The organism is bacterium (assembly GCA_040755755.1).
Taxonomy (GTDB): Bacteria; SZUA-182; SZUA-182; order DTGQ01; family DTGQ01; genus DTGQ01.
Genome location: JBFLZW010000026.1, coordinates 1 through 2,475, shown reverse-complemented (window position 1 = coordinate 2,475; position 2,475 = coordinate 1). Strand labels below are relative to the sequence as shown.

Below are 2,475 nucleotides of genomic sequence, written 5' to 3'. Positions count from 1 at the left end.
TATACAGCTCCTCGAAGGCTTTCTTCAAGCCGTTGATCTCGATCGGATCACCCAGACTGGTTCCTGTCCCGTGGGTTTCGATATAGCTGACTGTGGCAGGATCGATCTGTGCCTTCTCGTATGCACTGACCAGCAGTTGTGCCTGAGCATTGGGATTGGGGGCAGTCAGGGATGTTGCATGGCCGCCATGATTTTCCGCTGTGGCTCTGATCAGGGCATAGATGTGATCGTTATCCGCCAGTGCTCTGCTCAGGGGCTTGAGCAGGATGGCTCCTGCCCCTTCACCCCTGACATAGCCATTGGCCCGCTTGTCGAATGTCTTGCACCGGCCATCCTCACACAGCATGCCTGCTTTGCTGAAGGAAATATAGAGGGCAGGGCTCAGGATGACATTGACTCCACCCGCTATGGCCATCTCACAGCCCCCTGTGCGAATGGTCTCCACTGCCCGGTGGATAGCCACCAGGGAGCTTGAGCAGGCAGTGTCAATCGGCTCACTCGGCCCATGCAGATTGAGAAGGAAAGAGATGCGGTTGGCCAGGATCGAGTGGGACATGCCGGTTGAGACATAGGCTTCTATACTGATACCCTGCGATCTTAATATATCCTGGTAATCCGAGCTGGCCACCCCGACAAACAGTCCGGTTCTGGTGCCGGATAAATCGGAGGGCTTATAGCCTGCATCCTCGATGGTTTTCCATACTGTTTGCAGGAAAATCCTCTGCTGGGGGTCCATCAGCTCTGCTTCACGGGGCGATATGCCAAAGAAGGCGGCATCGAATTTATCCACCTCTTTCATGAATCCGCCCCACTTAATGGTTGTCTTATTCTCTTCCCTGGCCGGATCACCAAAGTAGGTACGCCAATCCCATCTGTCTGGTGGAATTTCCGTGATAAGGTCCTTCCCCTCTTCCAGGTGCTTCCAGAAAATATCAAGGTCCTCTGACTGGGGCATCATCCCGGCCATGCCAATGATGGCTATCGGCTCGCTGCTGGCACTGGAATACTGATTGGCTCCATCTGCCTGCGACCTTTCAGGGCTCAAGCTCTGGAGGAACCGGGACTTGAGCCTGATCTCCTCAAAAGTATCCTCAAAAGCCTCCTCTACTGGCTCATCCACTACAGGTTGCCCGCTCGCCTTCAGTGCGGGTTGCCTGGTCATCTTTACACTATCCTGATAGAAGGAAATGAGCCTGTCTCTCTGTTCCCGGCTCAGGTATTGAGCGAATGAACCAATGGAAGGGTACTCGAAGAAAATAGCCGGTGTAAGCTCGAGGCCGTATTTTTCATTTATCCGGTTGGCAAACTCGGTGAAGCTGAGGGAATCAAATCCATACCCGCTCAGATCCTCATCCGGGTCAAGGTCCTTTTCCCTGATCTTGAGAGTCTCCGAGACCGCCTTCAGCAGGTCCTTTTGAATCCTCTGGCACAACTCCTGCTCATCTATCCTGATCCCCTGCTCATCTGGCCTGAACTCCTGCTCATCCGGCCTGAGTCCCTGATCTACTCTAAGACTCTCTCCTTCCACTCTGGCCTTCTCTGCCCTGGCCTTACCGGCTTGAGCCTCCGGCATTGAAGGCCCAGCAAACTCATTCCCGGAGCCTGCCGCCATGCCAAGCGCCCGCCTGATTTTTCCCTTCTCACCCTCGATGACCAGAACCTGGCTTTCTTCAAGGGCCATACACCGGGCAAAAGCAGATAACCCGTCTTCGGTCTCAAGTGCCTTAAGGCCCATAGTCCTGCTGAACAGGATTTTGGTCTGCTCATCCATCCTCATGCCGCCTTCCTGCCACAGCGGCCAGTTGATGGAGATGCTCTTGCCAGAGCGCTCATGCCTGGCGCGCAGCCCTTCCCGCCAGGCGGCAAAATTATCCATGAAGCTGTTGGCATAGGCATAATCCGCCTGCCCGACATTGCCAATTGCAGCCGCAAGCGATGAGAACAGGACAAAAAAGTCAAGCTGCTCATCACGGGTGGCATCGTCCAGATACAGGGTGCCATACACCTTGGGAGCCAGGACCTGTTCCATATCCTCCGGTGTTTTTTTGGACAAGAGCGCATCCCTGACTACCCCGGCACTGTGTATTACTCCGTGTATCCTGCCAAATCGCTGCCTGGCTTTGGCTATAAGCTCCTGTGCCTGCTCTTTGCTGGCTATATCTGCTTGGACATAGACTACCTCAGCCCCCAGGGATTCCAGCCCGGTAATCTTATCCTGCCCCCTGGTGCCCAGATCTGAGCGGCCTGCCAGAACAAGCTTTGCTCTCACCTGTCTGGCCAGATATCGGGCAAAGATGAGCCCAAGCCCGCCCAGCCCCCCGGTGATCACATACACACCATGCTCTCTGAGCAGGGCGGGTATCTGATCCTGATTGGCTTTATCAGTGTCGTCCTGAGTGCCTTTGCCGGCATCGTCCTGGGTGTCCTTATCAGTCTCGCTTCCAAAAGCTATCTCCTGCCAGCGCCTGACAAATC

The 2,475-nt window shown here is 54.8% G+C and carries 1 protein-coding gene; it reads right to left on the bottom strand.

Annotated features, from left to right (window positions below; genetic code table 11):
* On the bottom strand, positions 1 to 2,475 hold a 2,475-nt coding region (locus tag AB1611_09155), incomplete at both ends, for a type I polyketide synthase (GenBank protein ID MEW6379761.1).